Consider the following 20702-nt stretch of genomic DNA (forward strand, 5'->3'; position numbering starts at 1 on the left):
CCTGCGCCTATCAGATACAATCCCTTCGGTGGATACGCACAGTGGTATTAGAGGCAGATGCCGGTGAGGACGCTGCGGACGCGGGTTTCACAAGCGAAACACAATAAAGGAGAGTGAGTATATGAGATATCTGCCGACCGGTGAATGGATGCAGAAAGCGGACAATTACACGATCCATGAGATCGGGATTCCCTCTATGGTGCTGATGGAGCGGGCTGCTCTGGCGGCGGTGGCCGTTATGGAGCAGGAAAAGATCAATACACACAGAACGCTGGTGGTCTGCGGCTCCGGCAACAACGGCGGCGACGGCTTTGCAGTTGCGCGCCTGTTAAAAGAAAAAGGCTGTGATGTTGAGGCCGCTTTCATCGGAAACGAAGAATCCAGGACTCCTGACTGCATGCAGCAAATGAAAATCGCTGAAAATTGCGGTGTTCCTGTAGTAACAACAATCAGCAGGAAGGAATATACTGTTATAGTGGATGCCGTTTTCGGCGTGGGCCTGAACCGGGAGATTTCGGGAGCATACGCGGCAAATATTAAAAAGATGAATGCGCTGCCGGGACAGAAGATTGCCATAGATATCCCTTCCGGCATCTGTTCTGCCACAGGAAAGGTATTAGGGACGGCATTTTCAGCCGATCTGACGGTGACTTTTGAGTGCGAAAAGCTGGGCTGTGTTTTACATCCGGGCTGCCAATATGCCGGAAAAACTGTTGCCGTATCCATCGGAATCAGCCGGAAGCTTTTTGAAAAAGAACCGGGTGTCTGCTACACATTTGAAAAATCGGACCTGCCGGAGATGATCCCGCCCCGAAGGCCCAATTCACATAAAGGAACCTATGGGAAGATCCTGATGATTACCGGAAGCCGCGGTATGTCGGGCGCCGCATATCTGAGTGCGAAGGCCGCGTATAGATGCGGCGCGGGTCTGGTCCGGATTTATACACATGAAGATAACCGGGTGATATTGCAGCAGCTTTTACCGGAAGCGATTGTAAGCACTTATACTGAATATGAGGAAGAAGCCATTCGGGATCTCCTCGCATGGGCGGATGTGGCCTGCATTGGCTGCGGGCTCGGACAGAGCCGTGTTGCGGAGAGTATCTTGACTCAGGTCGTGAAAGAGGTTCAGATTCCCTGTGTGATAGATGCAGATGGGCTGAATATACTGGGGTGCCATCCGGAACTGCTGGAAGAACGGGAGCGGCCAATTGTCCTGACGCCGCATATGAAAGAAATGTCCGGCCTGCTGGGCTGTTCTGTTACAGAGCTGCAGGAAAAGCGTTTTGAGATGACCAGGGCATTTACAGACAGGGCGGGTGTTGTCTGCGTCTTAAAGGATGCACGAACAATTGCGGCCAAGTGGGACCGGCAGATATTCGTCAATACTGCGGGAAACAGTTCCATGGCAAAGGCCGGGTCCGGTGATGTGCTCGCGGGGGTTATTACAGGGCTGATGGCCCAGGGACTGAAGCCTTATGAGGCGGCTGTCTGCGGGGTATACCTGCACGCCTGTGCGGGAGACGAGGCCAAAGCAGCCAGGGGTTCCTACAGTGTGCTGGCAGAAGATATAACAGCGGGAATCGGGGACTGCCTAAAAAGAACAGAGGAGAGTATGGAGCAATGAAACAGTTTAACAGGGTATTTGCCAGGGTAGACCTGGATGCCGTATCATATAATATGGAACAGATGAGGCGGCGGATCGGGGAAGGGGCGCAGATCATCGCCGTGATAAAGATGGATGGGTACGGCCATGGCGCCGTGCCGATTGCGGAGATGTTTGAAGAAAAGGATTACATATGGGGCTACGCCACCGCAAGCCTGGAGGAGGCTGCAGCTCTCCGGAAGGAAGGGCTTAAAAAGCCAATTCTCGTACTCGGCTGTATTTTCCCGGAGCAGTATGAGGAGATGATTCTTAAGGATATCCGTGCCACTGTTTATATGAAGGAGATGGCAAAAGGCATGTCAAAAGCCGCGGAAAAGCTCGGCAGAACAGCACGTATACATATCAAAGTTGATACAGGGATGGGAAGGCTTGGATTCTTACCCTGCCCGGAGAGTGTAAAGGCCATCCGGGAGATCGGCATGCTGCCTAATACAGAGATCGAGGGAATGTATACGCATTTTGCCAAAGCCGATGAAACCGACAAGAGCTACACACTTAAGCAGCACGAAAAGTTTGAATGGATGAAGAATGCCCTGCAGGCGGAAGGAACCTCCATTACATATTATCACTGTGACAACAGCGCCGGGATTATCGACTTCCCGGACATGAAACATAATCTGGTCCGCGCGGGTATTTCCACATACGGAATGTACCCGTCAGGGGAGGTCTCGCAGGAAGCCGTGGATCTCAAGCCAGCGCTTGAGCTGATCAGCCACGTTACTTTTGTGAAGGAAGTAGAAGCGGGTACTTCCATCAGCTATGGCGGTACTTTCATTGCACCTAAGAAGATGAAAGTAGCCACAATTCCTGTCGGGTACGGTGACGGATACGCCAGAGGGCTTTCGAATAAAGCTGACGTGCTGATCCGCGGCAGGCGGGCCAGGATACTTGGAAGGGTCTGTATGGACCAGTTTATGGTTGATGTGACAGATATCCCGGGCGTGACGTTCATGGACCAGGCTGTTCTGGTCGGCTTTGATGGGGAGGAACACATCTCTGTGGAAGAACTAAGCGGTCTCTGCGGACGTTTTAACTATGAGTTCGTCTGCTGTCTGGGCAGAAGGATCCCAAGGGTTTATACCAGGAACGGGGAAGTGGTAAAACAGGTAGAATATTTCTAGTACATCGTAAAGATTGTCCAAAGTTTTCGTGCACTTGCATACATCCGAAAAAAGCGGGAATACTCAAGTATCAAAGTATTAGAATCGGAGTGTGAAGTGATTTGGTAATTAAAAGAGGCGATATATATTATGCAGATTTGAGTCCTGTCGTGGGCTCGGAACAGGGCGGTATCCGTCCGGTACTGATTATACAAAATGACGTAGGCAACAAGCACAGCCCTACGGTAATCTGTGCGGCAATCACATCCAGGATGAATAAAGCAAAACTTCCTACCCATATTGAAATCAGCGCAGAGAAATACCATATTGTAAAGAATTCCGTGATCCTGCTGGAGCAGATCCGGACGATCGACAAGCAGCGTCTGAAAGAATTTGTCTGCCATGTAGACAGTGGAATGATGAAGCGGGTGAACGATGCGATCCGGATCAGTCTGGAACTTCCTACATAACCCAGAGATGAATCTGTGAAGAAAGAATTGAAATATACAAAAAAGAGTGGTAAAATTGTATGGCAAGTTCTGCGGATAGAATACGTAAAGAAAATATAAAAGAGGAGATTAGAGATGTCAGGACATTCTAAATTTGCGAATATTAAACATAAGAAAGAAAAAAATGATGCTGCAAAGGGCAAGGTTTTCACGAAACTTGGACGTGAGCTTGCCGTTGCAGTAAAAGAGGGCGGCGGTCCGGACCCGAACAACAACAGCCGCCTGCGTGATGTAATTGCTAAGGCAAAGGCCAACAATATGCCGAATGACACCATAGAACGGAATATTAAAAAAGCGGCCGGCGAGGGTGCGGGCGACAATTATGAGCATATTACATATGAAGGTTATGGGCCCAACGGGACAGCGATTATCGTAAAGGCCCTGACGGACAACAAGAACCGGACTGCTTCCAATGTAAAGAACGCATTTACAAAGGGAAGCGGTAATGTGGGAACCCCAGGCTGTGTCTCTTTTATGTTCGATGAAAAGGGACAGATACTGGTTGATAAGGAAGAGTGCAGCATGGATGCCGATGAGCTGATGATGCTGGCACTGGACGCAGGTGCGGAAGACTTTACCGAGAGCGATGACAGTTTTGAGATCCTTACCGCGCCGGAAGATTTCAGCGCAGTACGCCTGAAGCTGGAAGAAGAGGGCATCAGTATGGCAGATGCCGAGGTTACGATGATTCCGCAGACCTATGTGGAACTGACTTCTGAGGATGACATTAAGAATATTCAGAAGACACTGGATCTGCTGGATGAAGATGATGATGTGCAGGACGTATATCATAACTGGGACGAATAATCAGCGGTATGCCAATACCTTACAAAAAGAGGAGATAATATGAATCAGGAAAATCTGCAGGCAGATATGATTTCTTTATTTCAGGAAACTGCCGAATATGCAAAAAAGTTTCATAAAAAAACTTATGCATCTGATATGGACATATTACTGAACAGGCACGGCGCGCTCCTGGGGCGTATCAGAGAAGCTTTCGAGGAGTCAGATGAAGCGCTGGCAGAGACGGCTTCTGTCATCCCGGATTATGCGGCAAAGCAGCTGGCGGCGGTGCCTTCAAAAAGGAAGCGGGATCTGGCCTGTCTTGACTTTAATATGAATATGGTATCTTTTTTTGTCCCGCTTCTGGGGGAGATCAGCAGTGTGAAGACAAAAGAGTTTACTGAAAAGATGATTGAGTTATATAATGAAAGGATGCCGGATAATAAAATCGGGCATTCCACCCGTGAACAGATCCAGGGAGGCTTCAAAAAAGGGCTCTGCTATATCACAACAGCAGTCTGCAGAAGCCTGGATAAACCGGACGACTGTTATGAACTGACGCTGCTTCGGAATTACCGTGACCAGTATCTGCTGGAGTCCAAAGAAGGTATGGATACGGTGAATGAATATTATAATATCGCACCAACCATCGTAAAACGCATCGACCGGCAGGAAGATTCAGCCAGTATATACGCGGGAATCTGGCAGGATTATCTGAGTCCCTGCGTCCATCTGATTGAGGAAGGCAAAGAGAAGGAATGCCAGATGCTCTACAGCGATATGGTACGGAAGCTGGAAAAGAAATATCTATATTCTTAGGAGGAAGGAAACATGAGCAGCTATAAGATAGAGACAAAATGCATACAATCCGGTTATGAACCGGGAAACGGAGAGCCGAGAGTCCTGCCAATCTGCCAGAGCACTACTTTCAAGTACACAAGCAGCGAGCAGATGGGGCGCTTGTTCGACCTGGAAGAAGCCGGATACTTTTATACAAGGCTGCAGAACCCGACCAATGATGCGGTTGCCGCTAAGATCTGTGATTTAGAGGGTGGTGTTGCCGGCATGCTTACCTCCTCCGGCCAGGCGGCTAATTTTTATGCGGTCATGAACATTGCAGAGGCAGGAGACCATATTGTATGTGCTTCTGCACTTTACGGCGGTACATATAACCTGTTTGCGCATACCATCAGAAAGATGGGAGTGGAAGCCGATTTTGTAGATCCGGACTGCACGCCGGAAGAGCTTGAGGCTGCTTTTAAGGACAACACAAAGGCTGTATTCGGGGAGACCATTGCAAACCCGGCGCTAGTCGTTCTTGATTTTGACAAATTTGCAAAAGCGGCGCATGCACATGGAGTACCATTTATTGTGGACAATACATTTGCAACGCCGATCAACTGCCGTCCCTTTGAGTGGGGGGCAGACATTGTGACCCACTCTACCACCAAGTATATGGACGGCCACGCATCCTGTGTGGGCGGAGCCATTGTGGACAGCGGTAATTTTGACTGGGAAGCGCAGCCCGGGAAGTTTCCGGGACTGACGACACCCGATGAGACCTACCATGGGATTGTCTATACACAGAAATTTGGCAAGCTCGCCTATATTCAGAAAGCCACCGCACAGCTGATGAGAGATCTGGGATCTATTCAGGCGCCGCAAAACGCATTTTTATTAAATATCGGGCTGGAGACGCTTCATCTGCGTATGCCCCGCCATTGTGAAAATGCACTTACCGTTGCAAAGTACCTGCAGAGCCATGAGAAGGTAGCCTGGGTGTCCTGCCCTTCTCTTCCCGGGGATAAGTATTATGACCTGGCTCAGAAGTATATGCCGGACGGCACCTGCGGCGTACTGACATTTGGTCTGAAAGGCGGACGCAGCGCGGCAGTTGAGATGATGGATAAACTGAAAATGGTGGCGATCGTGACTCATGTTGCGGATGCGCGCAGTTGTGTGCTCCATCCTGCAAGCCACACGCACCGCCAGATGAATGAGCAGGAGCTGCTGGAGGCAGGTGTTCAGCCTGACCTGATCAGATTCAGCGTTGGGATTGAAAATGTAGAGGATATTATTGCGGATATTGAGCAGGCACTGCAATAATTTGAATGGTATGGATGTATACAATCATCCATACCATTTTTGATTTGTCCGATTACAAATCAAAACATGCCCCTGTGGAGCGGTTTTGCTGCAAGCTGCAAATCAATGTATAATTCCTGTTTTTCTTTCAGATACTATATAAAAATGAAGCATTGTTACGAGAAGGAAAGGCAGGAATAAAATGGATAATAATAAAGAAGAGCAGATTCGGAAAACTCAGGCTGATGAGAACGAAGAGATTAAAGAGACCGGTACCCTCAGGCTTGGCAAGGAAAGCGGCAGGCATAATATCCAGCTGATGACGATTATCGGCGAGATTGAAGGGCATGAGGCAGTCTCCGGCAATACAAAAGCCACAAAATATGAGCATCTGATTCCGCGTCTGGCAGAAGCAGAGGACAATGATGAGATCGAAGGCATTCTGATTCTTTTGAATACACTGGGAGGCGATGTGGAGGCGGGACTTGCCATCGCAGAGATGATAGCTTCGCTCAGTAAACCCACTGTGTCACTTGTTTTGGGCGGAAGCCACTCTATCGGAGGACCGCTCGCCGTTTCCGCAGACTATTCCTTTATTGTACCCAGCGGTACGATGATTGTACACCCGGTAAGATCTACCGGCATGTTTATTGGAGTGATTCAGAGTTACCGCAACATGGAAAAGACACAGGACCGGATCACAAAGTTCATTGCATCCCATTCCAATATAACCCAGGAACGCCTGGAAAAATTAATGCTGGATTCCACACAGCTTGTAAAAGATGTGGGAACCTTGCTGGAAGGTGAAGACGCAGTGAAAGAAGGACTGATCGACGAGGTCGGGGGCATCAGCCAGGCGCTTTCCAAACTTCATTCCATGATTGAAGACAGGAACAGAGAAGAAACAGGTTTGGATCTTCCCGGTTTATAATCTAATCCCTGATATTTTTGAGTGAGAAAAATTTAATAATGACATGCTTTTCAAATAATGGTATACTAAATACAGTATGTGTAAATACCAAGGGGGAAGTATAATGGCTGCAAAGTCGACAAAGAAAAGAAAAACAACAGGCCGGAGGACGAAAAAGCAGGAAAATACAGCCCTGAAAGAAGAGATTCTGATACTTGCCGTATTGGCGGTTTGTATCCTGCTTGTGATTAGTAATTTTGGCCTGGGGGGAATTGCGGGGGAGGCAGTTTCGTCAGTCATGTTCGGATTATTCGGATTTATGGCATATCTATTGCCATTTATCCTGTTCGGTGTGGTTGCCTTTTCCATATCAAATAAAGGCAACGCACACGCGTACATAAAAGTGGGAGCCATTGTTCTGCTGCTGCTTTTGCTGACCGCATTTTTAGAATTGGTCATGAATCCTTACGATTCTGAAGCGGGATTATTGACCTATTATAAGCTTGCCAGTCAGCATAAGAATGCCGGCGGTCTGATAGGCGGCTGTATTGTAAAGCTGTTGTGTCCGCTGATCGGCGTCGTGGGCACCTATGTGGTGATCATCATATTTGCGGTAATCTGTGTGATCCTGATCACGGAGAAATCGCTTCTTGCGCCGCTGGGGCACCACAGTAAAAAGGCGTATGAAGACGCCAGATCGAAAAAAGCGGCTGCTGCCCGGAGACGGGTGGAGCAGAAACAGCAAAGAGAGACTGAAAAGCAAAAAAGACAGGATCGTAAGGTATCCGGAGTTTCTTTTGCCACCACCCTGTCAGATAAAACAATACACAGAAAGACTCCTGATCTGCAGGAGTTAACACCGGAGGACACGGGGGCCGGAGAAGCACCTGTGCCATCTCCGTTTGAGGAGCTGGTAATTAACCGTCCGGAGCCGGAATCCGTGGAGGAGATCGTACCGGACACACCGGTTAAGACACCCGAACCGGCCAAAAAGCGTAAGACACAGGAGAGTGCCCATATGGTGGCTGCCGAGGCAGTACATGTAGAAGAGACTATCAAGGCACAGGAAGAACACCCTGTGGCAATCTACCGGATTCCGCCGCTTTCCCTGCTGAACCGGGGGAAGAAAACGAGCGGGGATTCAGACGCCCACCTGCGGGCCACCGCACTCAAGCTGGAGCAGACGCTTCAGAATTTTGGCGTACAGGTACATGTGACCAATGCAAGCTGCGGCCCCTCTGTCACCCGTTATGAGATTCAACCGGAGCAGGGTGTAAAAGTCAGCAAAATCGTGGGCCTGGCCGACGATATTAAACTGAACCTGGCTGTGACCGATCTCAGAATTGAGGCTCCTATTCCCGGTAAGGCAGCCGTCGGCATCGAAGTGCCCAACAGTGAAAATACGGCGGTTATGCTGAGAGACCTGTTGGAATCCAGTGAATTTAAGAACAAGAAGTCCGGTATCTCCTTTGCAGTGGGTAAGGACATTTCCGGGAAAGTGGTGGTTGCGGATATTGCAAAGATGCCGCATCTCCTTGTTGCCGGAGCCACTGGATCCGGTAAATCTGTATGCATCAACACATTGATTATGAGTATCATTTATAAGGCTGACCCGGAAGACGTGAAGCTGATTATGGTAGACCCGAAAGTGGTGGAACTCAGTGTATATAACGGAATTCCGCATCTGTTGATCCCAGTGGTTACGGATCCTAAGAAAGCAGCCGGGGCACTGAACTGGGCCGTCGCTGAGATGGAAAAGCGCTATAAGCTTTTTGCGGAATACAATGTAAGGGATCTGAAAGGATTTAACGATAAGATCGGCCATTTGGAAACGAACGGAGACGCGCCAAAGAAGATGCCGCAGATCGTGATTATTGTGGACGAGCTGGCAGATCTGATGATGGTAGCGCCCGGAGAAGTAGAGGGAGCCATCTGCCGTCTGGCACAGCTGGCCAGAGCAGCCGGACTGCATTTGATTCTGGCGACCCAGCGGCCTTCTGTCAATGTAATTACCGGGCTGATTAAGGCGAATATGCCATCCAGAATCGCTTTTTCTGTATCATCAGGGGTTGACTCCCGAACGATTATTGATATGAACGGGGCGGAAAAGCTTCTAGGAAAAGGTGATATGTTATTTTACCCGACAGGTTTTCCGAAGCCTGTCAGAGTGCAGGGGTCGTTTGTTTCTGACAAGGAAGTGCAGAAAGTCGTTGATTATCTGATTGAACACAATGGCAACGCTTCTTATAGCGAAGAAGTGGAAGAGCACGTGAACGCGAATGCGGGAGCGCCTGCAGCCGGCGGTATGATGCCCGGGGCTGGGGAAGGCGGAAGCGACAGGGATACATATTTCGTGGAGGCAGGAAAACTGATCATAGATAAGGAAAAGGCGTCTATCGGCATGCTGCAGCGTATGTTCAAAATTGGTTTTAACAGAGCGGCGCGCATCATGGATCAGCTGGCTGAAGCAGGTGTTGTCGGGGAAGAAGAAGGGACTAAGCCCAGAAAGATCCTGATGTCAGAAGAAGAATTTGAACAGTATATAAAAGATAATATATAATCCAGGAGGGAATCAAATGAAAACAGATATTCAGATTGCGCAGGAGGCAGAGATGCTGCACATAAGGGATGTGGCGGCAAGCATTGGAATTAAAGAAGATGATCTTGAATTCTACGGCAAATATAAAGCAAAACTTTCCGAGGATCTGTGGGATAAGGTCAAGGACCGCAAGGATGGGAAATTGGTTCTTGTAACGGCAATCAATCCGACCCCGGCGGGGGAAGGGAAAACCACCACCACAGTAGGTCTTGGCCAGGCAATGGCCAAGCTGAATAAAAAAGCGCTGATTGCCCTGCGGGAGCCGTCTCTCGGCCCCTGCTTCGGAATCAAAGGCGGCGCAGCCGGAGGCGGATATGCCCAGGTGGTTCCGATGGAAGATCTGAACCTTCATTTTACAGGTGATTTTCATGCAATCACCTCTGCAAACAATCTGCTGGCGGCAATGCTGGACAATCATATCCAGCAGGGAAACGCGCTGGGAATCGATCCCCGGCAGGTGGTCTGGAAACGCTGCCTGGATATGAACGACAGGGTGCTGCGCAATACGGTCGTGGGGCTGGGCAGTAAAATGGACGGAATGGTGAGGGAAGACCATTTTGTTATAACCGTAGCCTCAGAGATCATGGCCATACTGTGTCTGGCAGATGATCTGGCGGATTTGAGAAGGAGACTCGGCCGAATTATCGTGGCCTACAATTTTGATGGAGATCCGGTTACGGCAGACGATCTGCAGGCCACAGGAGCGATGACCGCTCTTTTAAAGGATGCGGTCAAACCGAATATTATTCAGACGCTGGAACATACACCTGCGCTGATACACGGCGGGCCCTTCGCGAACATTGCCCATGGCTGCAACAGTGTCCGTGCCACCAAGATGGCGCTTAAGATCAGCGATATTACGATTACCGAGGCAGGATTCGGTGCGGATCTGGGCGCAGAAAAGTTCCTGGATATCAAATGCCGCAAGGCAGGACTAAAACCGGATGCCGTAGTTTTAGTTGCAACAGTGCGCGCTTTGAAGTATAATGGGGGAGTTGCAAAAAGCGATTTGGGCGAAGAGAACCTGGAAGCGCTTGCAAAAGGGATTGTCAATCTGGAAAAACATATAGAGAATATCCAGAAATATGACATACCTGTTATTGTAACATTGAATTCTTTTGTGACAGATACAGCGGCGGAAAATGAATACATCCGCACATTCTGTGAGGAGCGCGGCTGTGAATTTGCACTTTCAGAAGTGTGGGAAAAGGGCGGAGCCGGCGGTATCATGCTGGCGGAAAAGGTACTTGAGACCCTGGAGAATAAGGAAAGCCATTACCATCCGCTATATCCGGACGAACTGTCACTGAAGGAAAAAATAGAGACCATAGCAAAAGAAATATACGGAGCGCGCGGTGTAGTCTACGAACCTGCGGCCGAGAAGCAGCTGGCTAAGATCGAGGCGATGGGCTTCGGAACCTTCCCCGTCTGTATGGCCAAGAATCAATATTCGTTGTCTGACGACGCGAAAAAACTCGGACGGCCGGAGAACTTCGATATCCACATCCGGGAGGTATATGTCAGTGCCGGCGCAGGATTTGTAGTCGCGCTGACGGGCGCAGTTATGACGATGCCGGGGCTTCCTAAAGTCCCCGCTGCTAATCATATAGATGTTACTGAAGATGGTAAGATTACCGGGCTCTTCTAAAGGAGGATGGAATGGCACAGATAATTGACGGAAAGCTGATTTCAGCTCAGATAAAGGACGAATTAAAGGAAGAAGTACAGAAAATAAAGGAAATGGGGGGCAATATCTGCCTGGCGGTTGTACAGGTGGGGGATGATCCGGCCTCCTCTGTGTATGTCAATAATAAGAAAAAGGCCTGCGCGTATATCGGGATAGAATCCCGGGCGTTTGAACTGCCTGAGACTACGACGGAGGCGGAACTTGTATCTCTCGTGGAGACATTGAATGCGGACAGCGGTGTCAATGGAATTCTGGTGCAGCTGCCTCTGCCTTCCCACATTAATGAAGATCTGGTTATCCGGACAATCTCACCGGATAAGGATGTAGACGGCTTCCATCCGCAAAGCGTGGGACGCCTCTGGATCGGGGAAAAAGGATTTTTATCCTGTACGCCAGCCGGCATTATCCAGCTTCTGAAGCGCTCCGGTATCGGGATAGAAGGAAAAGAATGCGTTGTGATCGGAAGAAGCAATATTGTAGGCAAGCCCATGGCGGCTCTGCTTCTTCGGGAAAACGGGACGGTAACCGTAGCGCATTCCCGCACGAAAAATCTGAAAGAAGTTGCCCGGCGTGCCGATATACTGATCGTTGCAATCGGGAAAAAGCAGTTTATTAATTCAGAATATATAAAAGAGGGTGCAGTCGTCATTGATGTGGGGATGCACCGGGATGAGAATAACAAACTTTGCGGAGATGTGGATTTTACGGATGTGGCTGATAAAGTGTCTGCTATTACGCCCGTGCCGGGCGGGGTAGGTCCTATGACAATTGCCATGCTGATGAACAACTGTGTGGAAACTGCGCGCAGCTAGGAGGAAATAAGATGAGATGTACACATTGTGGTGCCATGATTCCGGACGACATGCTTTACTGCCCGGAATGCCATATGGAAGTTCAGATTGTACCAGATTATAATCCTCTGGAAGATGTCCTCGCTCAGGAAGTGAAGGGTTCTATCGAAGACGCCACAAGACAGATTAGGACAGACGATATCCGAAGATACCGCCGTGACGGAACAAGGGAGTACAGTAATTCGACAAGAGTACTGAACCAGGGAGAACTGGACGAGATACGCGCCCGGAGAAATGCGGCAGCGAGACAGGGGCGTCAGCCCGGCAGAGCGGCATCGGGTCCTTCGCGTCAGCCTGGAGCCGATTCCAGATATCAGACGGGCCGCACTTCCACAGGTTCCGTGCGCCAGGGCAGCCGGTCCTCTACCGGTCCCATGCGCCAGACAGGCAGAAACACTGGTTCTATGCGGCAGACGGGAAGAATGGCAACCGGATCCATGCGCCAGAGCACAGGCTCCCTGCGGCAGGAAAGAAATGAAGCGGAAGAAAGACGGCGCCAGCAGATAGCCCGCAAAAAAAGACTTGCGAAAAAAAGGCGTCAGAGAGCGCTCATCATCGTGCTTGTCCTGCTGATTCTGGCGGGAGTGCTTGGATTTGTCTTTTATCAGAACTCCTATACCGGCCAGATCCGCAAAGGCAATCAGGCGCTAGTGACCAATGATTATACGCAGGCGGAAAATTATTTTAATAAGGCGATCTCAAAAAACGATAAGAGAGCAGAGGCCTATACCGGCCTTTCTAAGGTATACAGCCAGCAGGACGACCTGGAAGGGGCGGAAGCGGTCTTTATGACTGCCATAAGCTCACAGCCTTCCAACGTGGAACTGTATCAGGCAGCCATAGACTTTTACGTGGAGACTAAGCAGCTGCTGAAAATATCGGAATTGCTGGATGGCTGCGAGGATGATAACGTTCTTCTTGGCGTAAAGTCCTACGTATCCGAAGAGCCGGAATTCAGCCTGGAAGAGGGCACCTATCCGGAGGTACAGGAAGTGTCCTTAAGCTCCGCAGGTGAAGCTATCTATTATACTACAGATGGTTCCGAACCGGATACCTCCAGCACGAAATATCAGGATCCGATTCTCCTGGAAGAGGGGACGACGACGATAAAGGCAATCTCCGTCAATAAGAAAAAGATTCCGAGCCTTACAGCTTCGAGAGTATACAACGTGGACATTCCGGTAGAAGATGCACCCGCCGTGACCCCGTCCACAGGCCAGTATGATACGGCAACACAGATAACAATCAATGTGCCGGAAGGGTATACTGCATATTATACCATGGACGGAACGGATCCCAGCGCCGCTTCCGCCAAATATGAAGGCCCTATTGATATGCCGGAAGGGCAGACGATGTTCTGCGCGGTCCTTGTCAGCAAAAGCGGCAAAACCACACAGATCACAAAGAGAAATTATGTATTGGAACTGCCTGAATAAGCAAAGAATAACACCGCTGCAATTGTGTATATTTTTGACATAATTGCAGCGTTATTTTTGTACATTTTTTAACATGATTTTTCCTACATTTGGGTTGCGTTAAAACTTTAACAGTGTTATAATTAGCATGTTAAAAAAATAACGTACTTATAAAGGAGATGCAATAAAATGAGCAGATTCACATTACCAAGAGACATTTATCACGGAAAAGGCTGTCTGGAAGAACTGAAAAACCTGAAAGGGAAAAAGGCAATCCTCGTCGTGGGAGGCGGTTCCATGAAACGCCAGGGCTTCCTTGACAGAGCAGTCGGATACCTGAAAGATGCAGGCATGGAAGTAGAGCTTTTTGAAGGGGTTGAGCCGGATCCATCCGTTGAGACGGTTATGAAGGGCGCCGAGGCGATGCGCGCGTTTGAGCCGGACTGGATTGTTGCGATGGGCGGTGGTTCCCCGATAGATGCAGCAAAGGCAATGTGGGCTTTCTATGAATACCCTGAGGTGACTTTCGAAGACTTATGCATTCCGTTCAACTTCCCTGAATTAAGACAGAAAGCAAAGTTTGCAGCAATTCCGTCTACATCAGGAACTGCAACGGAAGTAACGGCTTTCTCCGTTATCACAAATTATCAGACAGGCGTTAAATATCCGCTGGCTGACTTCAATATCACACCGGATGTTGCAATCGTGGATTCCGAACTGGTAGAGGGACTTCCTGCAAAACAGGTTGCATATACAGGGATGGATGCACTTACCCATGCAATCGAAGCATATGTTTCTACTCTAAACTGTGCATTTACAGATCCACTGGCAATTCAGGCAATTGAGATGGTATTTGATTACCTGCCGGCTTCCTACAGAGGCAACATGGAAGCAAGGGAGCAGATGCATACGGCACAGTGCCTGGCAGGAATGGCATTTTCAAATGCATTGCTTGGTATCGTACACTCAATGGCTCATAAAACAGGCGCTGCTTTTTCAACAGGGCATATTACACACGGATGCGCAAATGCAATGTACCTTCCATATGTAATTAAGTACAATGCAAAAGATCCTGTTGCCGCAAAACGTTATGCCGAAATCGCACGCAGAACAGGACTTCAGGGAACTTCCGAAAAGGCTCTGATCAACAGTCTTTGTGAAAAGATTGACGACTTCAATGTTCAGCTGAGCATTCCAAAGACCCTGAAAGAATTCGGTATTAATGAAGAGGAATTCAAAGAAAAAATTGCACATATTTCCGAACTGGCCGTAGGTGATGCCTGCACAGGTTCTAATCCGAGAAGCATTACTCCTGCAGAGATGGAAAGATTATTTAACTGCATTTACTATGGAACAGAAGTTGATTTTTAATTGAATGGTTCCCTGGTACATATGGATGGAGGCAGGCACGAGTGTGTGTCTGCCCCATTTTTATGATAAGGAAAACGGTTACTGTGCATAACCGCAGGGTATGAACAGCAGCCAAAAACAGAACATGCTCTGTTTTTTGAAAGAATACTTGCCAATCCTTTATTTATAGCGTATTATAAGGAAAGGGTGATTTTTTACAAGGAGGAATAAGATGTACAAGATATTAAAAGCAGAAAAACTGGCTGATAAGATTTATCTTATGGATGTACATGCACCGCGTGTTGCCAGCCACTGCCAGCCAGGACAGTTTGTGATTGTTAAGATGGATGATAAAGGTGAGAGAATTCCGCTTACAATCTGCGACTATGACAGAGAGGCAGGAACGATTACCATTGTTTTCCAGGAAGTGGGTGCGTCCACAACGAAGATGGCGTACTTAAAAGAGGGAGACAGTTTCCGGGACTTTGTCGGACCGCTCGGATGCCCGTCTGAGTTTATTCATGAAGATATCGAAGCACTGAAGAATAAAAAGATTTTATTTGTAGCCGGAGGTGTCGGCGCGGCGCCGGTTTACCCACAGGTAAAGTGGCTGCATGAGCGCGGCATTGAAGCCGATGTTATTGTAGGTTCCAAGACGAAGGACATGCTGATTCTTGAAAAAGAGCTTGCGTCTGTAGCAGGCAATCTCTATGTTACAACGGACGACGGTTCTTACGGACGTTCCGGCATGGTTACGGCCGTTATCGAAGACCTGGTGCAGAACGAGGGAAAACAGTACGATGTATGCGTGGCAATCGGACCGATGATCATGATGAAGTTCGTATGTCTGCTTACTAAGAAACTGGATTTGCCGACAATTGTCAGCATGAACCCGATTATGGTAGACGGAACCGGAATGTGCGGCGCATGCCGCCTTCAGGTAGGCGATGAGATCAAGTTTGCCTGCGTTGACGGCCCGGAATTCGACGGACATCTTGTAGACTTCGACCAGGCAATGAAGAGAAGCCAGATGTATAAGACAGAAGAAGGCCGTGCGATGCTGAAAGTTCAAGAGGGAGATACTCATCATGGTGGATGCGGAAACTGCGGAGGTGACAACTAATGGCTGATGTATTAAAGAAAGTGCCTGTCAGAGAGCAGGACCCGAAAGTACGTGCAACGAATTTTGAAGAAGTCTGCCTTGGATATAACCGGGAAGAGGCTATGGAGGAGGCAAACAGATGCCTTGGCTGTAAAGTGGCCAAATGTATCGACGGCTGCCCGGTAGCAATCGATATTCCTGGTTTTATTAAAGAAGTAAAAGAAGGCAATATAGAAGAAGCCTATAAAGTAATCGGAAAAGCTTCCGCACTTCCGGCTATCTGCGGACGTGTATGTCCTCAGGAATCACAATGCGAAGGAAAATGTATCCGCGGAATCAAGGGAGAGCCTGTTTCGATCGGTAAACTTGAGAGATTTGTAGCCGATTATGCGCTGGAACATGACATCAAACCGGAGTGTCCTGAGACGAAAAACGGACATAAAGTGGCAGTCATCGGTTCTGGACCTTCCGGGCTTACCTGTGCCGGAGACCTGGCAAAGATGGGATATGACGTAACTGTTTTTGAAGCGCTGCATGAACTCGGCGGCGTACTTGTATACGGAATTCCTGAATTCCGTCTTCCAAAACAAAAGGTTGTTGCGAAAGAGATCGAGAAAGTAAAAGAGTTAGGCGTCAAATTTGAGCCTAATGTTGTAATCGGTAAATCCACAACCATAGACCAGCTTGTGGAAGAAGAAGGCTTTGAGGCCGTATTTATCGGTTCAGGCGCGGGACTTCCAATGTTCATGGGAATTCCGGGAGAGAATGCGAACGGGGTCTTCTCAGCCAATGAATATCTGACAAGAAGCAACCTGATGAAGGCATTTGATGACAATTACGATACTCCGATTGTTGCAGGCAAAAAGGTGGCAGTAGTCGGCGGCGGTAATGTTGCCATGGATGCGGCAAGAACTGCATTAAGGCTTGGCGCCGAGGTACATATCGTTTACAGACGAAGCGAAGCAGAGCTTCCGGCCAGAGTAGAAGAGGTTCATCATGCGAAAGAAGAGGGGGTTATTTTCGACCTTCTTACCAATCCAAAGGAAATCCTTGTGGACGATAACGGATACGTAAAAGGAATGAAGGTTATCAAGATGGAGCTGGGCGAACCGGATGCATCCGGAAGAAGACGCCCTGTAGAGATTCCAGGTTCCGAGTATGAGATCGAACTGGATACGGTCGTTATGTCACTCGGTACCTCTCCGAATCCGTTGATTTCTTCTACAACAAAAGGCCTTGAAGTGAACAGAAGAAAATGTATCGTTGCGGAAGAAGAAAACGGACAGACATCCAAAGAGGGGGTTTATGCAGGCGGAGATGCCGTAACGGGCGCTGCCACAGTAATCCTCGCAATGGGCGCCGGAAAAGCAGGTGCAAAAGGCATCGATGAATATCTGAACAAATAAAGAAGCTGATTTTACACAGGAGGAACTTCTATGACCAGAAAAGAAACCGCACTGGGATATCATAAAAAAGGGTATAATTGCTGTCAGGCCGTAACCTGCACATTCTGCCGGGATTTCGGCATATCGGAAGAGGAGATGTTTCGGATTTCAGAAGGATTCGGATTTGGCATGGGTATGATGGAAGTGTGCGGAGCCGTGTCCGGCATGACCATAGTACTGGGGCTGCAGAACAGTGTAGGAAGCCTTGAAAAAGGGAAATCTACAAAAGCGGACACCTATAAGAAAGTAAAGGAGTGCGCAGCAAAATTCCGTGAGAAGAACCAGTCTATCATTTGCCGTGAATTAAAAGGGATCGGTTCCGACAGACCTATTTGCAGCTGTGATCAATGCATTGAAGATGCGGTGGAATTGACAGAAGCGTATCTGGCTGCTAATCCTGTGAAAGAATAAATAGAAGCCGCACTGGAAGATGCTGAAAAGAGACTGCCTAAAGCAGTCTCTTTTTTTACATAAAAGCAGCCTAACCGGCTATCCGCAGTATTCGTCGTACAGTGACTCATAAATCTGAATATGAAGTTCCTCATCCATGATGATCCTCTCCAGGCATCTTACAATATTCTCATCCTGGATCTTAGCACACTGAGAGCGGTATTTCTGAACGGCCTGGCGTTCATGGTTGACTGCGTTTATAAGCAGAGACTTGATATCCATGGGGTAATTATTAAAGCCGGGTGACCAGTAAAACATCTGATTGCCCCTGTAAGTCCAGAGTCTGGGATTCTCCCCCATCATTCTCGCCAATTGTCCGAATATCTCGAGGTGATGCATCTCCACGATACTGATTTTGTGAAAGACATAGGATAGCCGTTCATCCTCCAGCAACAGCAGGTTGTTGTAGAGATAAAGGCTGACAGCGGTCATCTCTGAATTCTGTCCGCCTACATTATCCAGCATCATTCTTCCATAGAGACGGTTAACACCATCCACACAGACCGGTGGATAGGGGGCGTCGGCTGCAAAAAGTTCTTTTTTCTGACAGGCATCCGGTTTAACGGCATCGTTATTTCTCCCATTATCACAGTTATTCATATCATATTTACTCCTTTACTTGAAGGTACTGACAGAACAATCTATGTATGAAGGTAAGAAAATATGTTTTTTCCAGGAAGCTCGAGCATCATGGGAGTTTCCGATTAAAAAAGATTGCCGGCATATCTTTCCTGATATATAATAAGAACATATTTGTTCATGCTTCTGAACAGATACACAGATTTTTAGTAAGTGGTTATTATATAAACTGAAATTTCCCTGAAAACCACTTATGACGAAAGGGTAAAGAAAATGGAAAACCAGGAACAGCAACACAAAAGGCGTCCCAGATATAAGGGGACGCATCCCAGGAATTATAAAGAAAAATACAAAGAACTCCACCCGGAAAAGTATGCATCTACTGTTGAGAGGGTCATACAGAAAGGAAGTACGCCCGCCGGAATGCATATTTCGATCTGTGTAAATGAAATCCTTGATTTCCTGCAGATTCAGCCCGGCCAGAAGGGACTGGATGCCACATTGGGGTATGGCGGACATACACTGGAAATGCTGAAATGCCTGGAACATGAGGGGCATATTTATGCCCTGGATGTGGATCCTATCGAATCAGTGAAAACAAAAGAACGCCTTGCAGGTATGGGATACGGGCCAGAGATTCTGACTGTGAAGCTTTTAAATTTTGCGGACATAGACCAGATGGCTGCAGAGGCCGGACAGTTTGATTTTGTGCTGGCTGATCTCGGGGTATCTTCTATGCAGATTGACAATCCGGACAGAGGTTTCTCATACAAAACAAACGGGCCTCTGGATTTAAGAATGAATCCCGAAAAGGGAATCACAGCGGCGCAGAGGTTGCGTACCATAGAGCAGGAAGAACTTGAGGGCATGTTGCTTGAGAATTCGGATGAACCCTATGCAGGAGAGATCTCCAGAGCGGTTACAGCTGAGCTTAGATCGGGAAATAAAATCGAAACGACAGGACAGCTGCGCAGCGTAATTGATAAAGCACTGAATTTCCTCCCTGCCGCTGAGAAAAAGGAGGCCGTTAAAAAATCCTGTCAGAGAACCTTCCAGGCACTGCGCATTGATATTAATAACGAGTTTGAAGTGCTCTACCAGTTTTTAGAAAAACTTCCCAATATCCTTGCACCAGGCGGAAGAGCGGCCATATTGACGTTTCATTCAGGCGAAGACAGGCTGGTAAAGAAATCATTTAAGCAGCTGTTTCAAGAAGGAATATACAGCAGCTATTCCAAGGATGTAATCCGGCCTTCGGCAGAAGAATGCGCCAGAAACAGCAGGGCCCGGTCTACAAAAATGAGATGGGCAGTAAAAGCTTGACAGAGTATCAGCAGTCTGAGAGCAGATTAGCTGCATGTCGATACAAAAAACTGAAGGAATAAAAGATATGAAAATCACTGTATTAACAGTAGGTAAAATTAAAGAAAAATATCTGAAAGATGCAATCGCGGAATACAGTAAGCGACTGAGTAAATACTGCAAATTGAATATCATAGAGGTTGCCGATGAAAAAACACCGGACCAGGCAAGCGCGGCGGTCGAAGAAAGCATCCGTGAGAAGGAAGGGGAACGGCTTCTAAAGCATATCAAAGAGGATGCCTTTGTCATGACTCTTGAGATCCAGGGAAAGCAGATCACTTCAGAAGAGCTGGCTGGTAAGATTGAAAAACTGGGCGTTACTGGTACCAGCCATATCATGTTCGTGATTGGAGGTTCCATCGGTTTAAGTTCTTCTGTATTGGCGCGATCTGATTTTGCCCTGAGCTTTTCTAAAATGACCTTTCCGCATCAGCTAATGCGGGTGATACTGCTGGAACAGGTTTATCGCAGCTACCGTATTATTCAGGGGGAGCCATATCATAAATAAAAAGCGGATTTTTATGATATATAAAATTCCTCTGGATTTTTTACAAATACTTTTGGAATGGCACAGAGATGGCGGAGGAAGATTATCTCAGTTCTCTAAATGAAATATATGATAAAACGAAAGCAACAGAGGGATATGAAAGTGATGCCTTTTATAGCGCCGAAGAATTACTTGCGGTGTTAGAAAGTAATTAGTATGCATAGTAGTGTTACAAAAGATTCCTTAACCATATGGAGGGCAAGCCGCGGGATAAGGGGGGGTAGGATTTTAAGAAAAATTTAAGAGTATTATTAGGTTAATA

General features: G+C 47.9%; 18 protein-coding genes. 17 read left to right on the top strand and 1 reads right to left on the bottom strand.

The features are described from left to right. The first annotated feature begins 121 nt into the window (after window positions 1-121). The 15 genes from BN1938_RS20205 (at window position 122) to BN1938_RS20275 (ending at window position 17913) form a co-directional block, all read left to right on the top strand. Complete coding sequence (locus BN1938_RS20205; RefSeq protein ID WP_050642239.1) at window positions 122-1627, top strand: bifunctional ADP-dependent NAD(P)H-hydrate dehydratase/NAD(P)H-hydrate epimerase; 1506 nt, start codon at window positions 122-124, stop codon at window positions 1625-1627. Then, complete coding sequence (alr, locus tag BN1938_RS20210) at window positions 1624-2787, top strand: alanine racemase (protein WP_050642240.1); 1164 nt, start codon at window positions 1624-1626, stop codon at window positions 2785-2787. The genes BN1938_RS20205 and alr overlap by 4 nt, the downstream gene beginning before the upstream one ends. A 101-nt stretch (window positions 2788-2888) precedes the next feature. Then, entirely contained in the window at window positions 2889-3236 is a 348-nt protein-coding gene (locus tag BN1938_RS20215) for a type II toxin-antitoxin system PemK/MazF family toxin (RefSeq protein WP_009004161.1), read from the top strand. Window positions 3237-3350: 114 nt separating this feature from the next. Next, window positions 3351-4082, top strand: coding sequence for a YebC/PmpR family DNA-binding transcriptional regulator (locus BN1938_RS20220; RefSeq protein ID WP_050642241.1), 732 nt, complete (start codon window positions 3351-3353; stop codon window positions 4080-4082). A 39-nt stretch (window positions 4083-4121) separates the two neighbouring features. Further along, window positions 4122-4877 (top strand): CFI-box-CTERM domain-containing protein, encoded by a 756-nt coding sequence (locus BN1938_RS20225; RefSeq protein ID WP_082203089.1) that lies wholly within the window; start codon window positions 4122-4124, stop codon window positions 4875-4877. A 12-nt stretch (window positions 4878-4889) separates the two neighbouring features. Beyond that, entirely contained in the window at window positions 4890-6164 is a 1275-nt protein-coding gene (locus BN1938_RS20230) for an O-acetylhomoserine aminocarboxypropyltransferase/cysteine synthase family protein (protein ID WP_050642242.1), read from the top strand. 181 nt (window positions 6165-6345) lie between these two features. Then, the gene (locus BN1938_RS20235; RefSeq protein WP_025657388.1) at window positions 6346-7074 is read left to right on the top strand and encodes a ClpP family protease; all 729 of its coding nucleotides are present in this window, start codon (window positions 6346-6348) and stop codon (window positions 7072-7074) included. A gap of 103 nt (window positions 7075-7177) precedes the next feature. After that, window positions 7178-9613, top strand: coding sequence for an FtsK/SpoIIIE family DNA translocase (locus tag BN1938_RS20240; protein WP_050642243.1), 2436 nt, complete (start codon window positions 7178-7180; stop codon window positions 9611-9613). A gap of 16 nt (window positions 9614-9629) precedes the next feature. After that, window positions 9630-11300 (top strand): formate--tetrahydrofolate ligase, encoded by a 1671-nt coding sequence (locus tag BN1938_RS20245; RefSeq protein ID WP_050642244.1) that lies wholly within the window; start codon window positions 9630-9632, stop codon window positions 11298-11300. An 11-nt stretch (window positions 11301-11311) separates the two neighbouring features. Continuing rightward, window positions 11312-12151, top strand: a complete 840-nt coding sequence (gene folD / locus BN1938_RS20250) for a bifunctional methylenetetrahydrofolate dehydrogenase/methenyltetrahydrofolate cyclohydrolase FolD (protein WP_050642245.1) — start codon at window positions 11312-11314, stop codon at window positions 12149-12151. An 11-nt stretch (window positions 12152-12162) separates the two neighbouring features. Further along, on the top strand, window positions 12163-13626 hold the full coding sequence (locus BN1938_RS20255; RefSeq protein ID WP_050642246.1) for a chitobiase/beta-hexosaminidase C-terminal domain-containing protein: 1464 nt from the start codon (window positions 12163-12165) through the stop codon (window positions 13624-13626). A 168-nt stretch (window positions 13627-13794) separates the two neighbouring features. Further along, on the top strand, window positions 13795-14976 hold the full coding sequence (locus BN1938_RS20260) for an iron-containing alcohol dehydrogenase (RefSeq protein WP_050642247.1): 1182 nt from the start codon (window positions 13795-13797) through the stop codon (window positions 14974-14976). A 211-nt stretch (window positions 14977-15187) separates the two neighbouring features. Continuing rightward, the gene (locus BN1938_RS20265) at window positions 15188-16078 is read left to right on the top strand and encodes a sulfide/dihydroorotate dehydrogenase-like FAD/NAD-binding protein (RefSeq protein ID WP_050642248.1); all 891 of its coding nucleotides are present in this window, start codon (window positions 15188-15190) and stop codon (window positions 16076-16078) included. Beyond that, entirely contained in the window at window positions 16078-17463 is a 1386-nt protein-coding gene (gene gltA / locus BN1938_RS20270) for an NADPH-dependent glutamate synthase (RefSeq protein WP_050642249.1), read from the top strand. The genes BN1938_RS20265 and gltA overlap by 1 nt, the downstream gene beginning before the upstream one ends. A gap of 30 nt (window positions 17464-17493) precedes the next feature. Next, window positions 17494-17913: a C-GCAxxG-C-C family protein gene (locus BN1938_RS20275; protein ID WP_050642250.1), complete on the top strand. Its 420-nt coding sequence runs from the start codon at window positions 17494-17496 to the stop codon at window positions 17911-17913. Window positions 17914-17991: 78 nt separating this feature from the next. Here BN1938_RS20275 and BN1938_RS20280 read toward each other — a convergent pair whose 3' ends face one another. Continuing rightward, window positions 17992-18552 (bottom strand): ferritin-like domain-containing protein, encoded by a 561-nt coding sequence (locus BN1938_RS20280; protein ID WP_255350422.1) that lies wholly within the window; start codon window positions 18550-18552, stop codon window positions 17992-17994. Window positions 18553-18804: 252 nt separating this feature from the next. Between BN1938_RS20280 and rsmH the strand changes: the two genes are divergently transcribed. Both rsmH and rlmH read left to right on the top strand, forming a co-directional pair. Next, window positions 18805-19854, top strand: a complete 1050-nt coding sequence (gene rsmH, locus BN1938_RS20285; RefSeq protein ID WP_050642251.1) for a 16S rRNA (cytosine(1402)-N(4))-methyltransferase RsmH — start codon at window positions 18805-18807, stop codon at window positions 19852-19854. A 67-nt stretch (window positions 19855-19921) separates the two neighbouring features. After that, entirely contained in the window at window positions 19922-20401 is a 480-nt protein-coding gene (rlmH, locus tag BN1938_RS20290; protein WP_050642779.1) for a 23S rRNA (pseudouridine(1915)-N(3))-methyltransferase RlmH, read from the top strand. The last annotated feature ends 301 nt before the right edge of the window (window positions 20402-20702 follow it).

It is taken from the genome of Eubacterium sp. SB2 (assembly GCF_001244405.1).
Taxonomy (GTDB): domain Bacteria; phylum Bacillota; class Clostridia; order Lachnospirales; family Lachnospiraceae; genus Faecalicatena; species Faecalicatena contortus_B.

Bases quoted from the DNA above. Each gene is read 5' to 3' on its own strand.
- BN1938_RS20205 (WP_050642239.1), top strand. From the start codon at position 122: ATGAGATATCTGCCGACCGGTGAATGGATGCAGAAAGCGGACAATTAC.
- alr (WP_050642240.1), top strand. From the start codon at position 1,624: ATGAAACAGTTTAACAGGGTATTTGCCAGGGTAGACCTGGATGCCGTA.
- BN1938_RS20220 (WP_050642241.1), top strand. From the start codon at position 3,351: ATGTCAGGACATTCTAAATTTGCGAATATTAAACATAAGAAAGAAAAA.
- BN1938_RS20225 (WP_082203089.1), top strand. From the start codon at position 4,122: ATGAATCAGGAAAATCTGCAGGCAGATATGATTTCTTTATTTCAGGAA.
- BN1938_RS20230 (WP_050642242.1), top strand. From the start codon at position 4,890: ATGAGCAGCTATAAGATAGAGACAAAATGCATACAATCCGGTTATGAA.
- BN1938_RS20235 (WP_025657388.1), top strand. From the start codon at position 6,346: ATGGATAATAATAAAGAAGAGCAGATTCGGAAAACTCAGGCTGATGAG.
- BN1938_RS20240 (WP_050642243.1), top strand. From the start codon at position 7,178: ATGGCTGCAAAGTCGACAAAGAAAAGAAAAACAACAGGCCGGAGGACG.
- BN1938_RS20245 (WP_050642244.1), top strand. From the start codon at position 9,630: ATGAAAACAGATATTCAGATTGCGCAGGAGGCAGAGATGCTGCACATA.
- folD (WP_050642245.1), top strand. From the start codon at position 11,312: ATGGCACAGATAATTGACGGAAAGCTGATTTCAGCTCAGATAAAGGAC.
- BN1938_RS20255 (WP_050642246.1), top strand. From the start codon at position 12,163: ATGAGATGTACACATTGTGGTGCCATGATTCCGGACGACATGCTTTAC.
- BN1938_RS20260 (WP_050642247.1), top strand. From the start codon at position 13,795: ATGAGCAGATTCACATTACCAAGAGACATTTATCACGGAAAAGGCTGT.
- BN1938_RS20265 (WP_050642248.1), top strand. From the start codon at position 15,188: ATGTACAAGATATTAAAAGCAGAAAAACTGGCTGATAAGATTTATCTT.
- gltA (WP_050642249.1), top strand. From the start codon at position 16,078: ATGGCTGATGTATTAAAGAAAGTGCCTGTCAGAGAGCAGGACCCGAAA.
- BN1938_RS20275 (WP_050642250.1), top strand. From the start codon at position 17,494: ATGACCAGAAAAGAAACCGCACTGGGATATCATAAAAAAGGGTATAAT.
- BN1938_RS20280 (WP_255350422.1), bottom strand. From the start codon at position 18,552: ATGAATAACTGTGATAATGGGAGAAATAACGATGCCGTTAAACCGGAT.
- rsmH (WP_050642251.1), top strand. From the start codon at position 18,805: ATGGAAAACCAGGAACAGCAACACAAAAGGCGTCCCAGATATAAGGGG.
- rlmH (WP_050642779.1), top strand. From the start codon at position 19,922: ATGAAAATCACTGTATTAACAGTAGGTAAAATTAAAGAAAAATATCTG.